This is a genomic window from Haloferula sp., from assembly GCF_049672945.1.
In the GTDB taxonomy this organism is placed as follows: domain Bacteria; phylum Verrucomicrobiota; class Verrucomicrobiia; order Verrucomicrobiales; family Akkermansiaceae; genus Haloferula.
The window spans coordinates 1-1,511 of record NZ_JBATWY010000213.1 but is presented as its reverse complement, the minus strand read 5'-3'; the positions used below and the strand labels follow the sequence as shown (position 1 = coordinate 1,511).

General features: G+C 58.2%; 2 protein-coding genes. Both read right to left on the bottom strand.

The genetic code is table 11. The annotated features are described in order from the left end of the window. Window positions 1–50: 50 nt before the first annotated feature. Window positions 51–722 (bottom strand): L,D-transpeptidase, encoded by a 672-nt coding sequence (locus WBG04_RS18620; RefSeq protein WP_424316221.1) that lies wholly within the window; start codon window positions 720–722, stop codon window positions 51–53. Between the two features lie 70 nt (window positions 723–792). Then, complete coding sequence (locus tag WBG04_RS18615) at window positions 793–1,236, bottom strand: hypothetical protein (protein WP_424316220.1); 444 nt, start codon at window positions 1,234–1,236, stop codon at window positions 793–795. Window positions 1,237–1,511 lie beyond the last annotated feature (275 nt).

The window sequence follows — 1,511 nt, the reverse complement described above, 5'->3', positions numbered from 1 at the left end:
GCCCCGCCGTTTCCGGCGGGGCGTTTTGGGAAAATCTTCGCTGAGAGATCTCAGTTGTACGATGGCTTCTTGTGTTGCGTGAAGTAGCCGTCACCGAGGTAATACTGCAGCGAGTAGTCGGGAAGAGGGCCAGCATCAGGAGGAAGCGGGATATTTCCGTATTTGGCGTCTTCAGGCTGGGTCGTTGCGATATTCACCGGCGTGCCGTTGGAAACGAGACGGAAGAATTTGGGGGCAAGGTTCTCATGCATTCGGATGCAGCCGTGGGTGCAGGGGGTGTGCTTGACCCATCCCGTATGGAATCCATAGGCGGGCTTGAACTCGCACCAGTAGGGCATCGGGGTACCTTTGAAAGACCATCCGGATGGGCGCTTTCCAATAAGGGTTCGCCTGGCATTGCTGCCGGAGTAGGCGATGCCGTGGCTGACGGCCCGTCGGTAGTGCTCCTTTTTGTAAATACGGAAACTGCCCTTCGGCGTCGGCGTGCTGGCGGTGCCCACAGACACTGGCATGACCAGCAGCGGAGTGTCGCCTTCCATCACATAGACACGTTGCCGTGAGGTGGATACCTTTACACGAACGTTGGAAGGATTGCTCGGTAGTTTGGCAGGTCGATCATAGGCCTGATAGGCGGCAACGCCTGAACCGGTGGCCATCGGCATTTCACAGCTCGGTAGAGCGATTGCCGCTGCGGCAAGGACAAGAAGGAGAGGACGTTTCATGGTTGTGGGTGGAAATAGCGCAGAATCCCTGAGGCATCAAGCCGGGGCTTCGGGAGAGAGATTATTTTTGTCAACGTGTGCGCTCCCATTTTGTCACGCGGTCATTGCGGAACCAGACGGAAGCTTTTCGGTAGGGGACGTAGGTCACCTGCGGCGAAATGTCATACCCATAGTATGCTCCTCTCCGGTAGCGACCATAGCCCCCGTAGCGTCCATACCCATATCCGTAGCCGGCAGCATAGTTGGTCGAGTAGACTGGCTGCGCGCCAGTGTACTCCCAGACTCGTGTGGCGGTTCCTTCGTCTTCGCCGATGTAGTCCCGACCTGGACGGCCCCACGCGATGTATACCGCTTGGGATGGCATGCCTTCTTCAATCTGTCCTTGGCTCACGAGGGTTTGCTGTCGAGCGCTAAGTGCCTGATAGGCAGCACGATTCGCTTCGATCCGGGTCTCGGGTGTCGAAGGGGCACAGGCAGCGACTAGCACAATCAGGGCGGCGACGAGGAAACGCATACAGTTACCATAGCGAGGGCTGGTCGAAGTGCAATCCGCCGCCTCCACTGGGAACGGACTTTCGTGAGCGGATCCGCAGTCATTCCATGACAGAACCCACCGCCGAAGCCGAATCGGAACGCGAGCTTCAGCTCGCTGATCAACCCCGGGAAGAGCGAGCTGAAGCTCGCGTTCCGATCGGGGGAAACCCAGCGGTATCCGGGAGGTGAATACCCAGTCTCAACCGGCAATCGGGGCGTTTCTTACAGGGCAAAACCTGTGAGGCCCCTGAATGC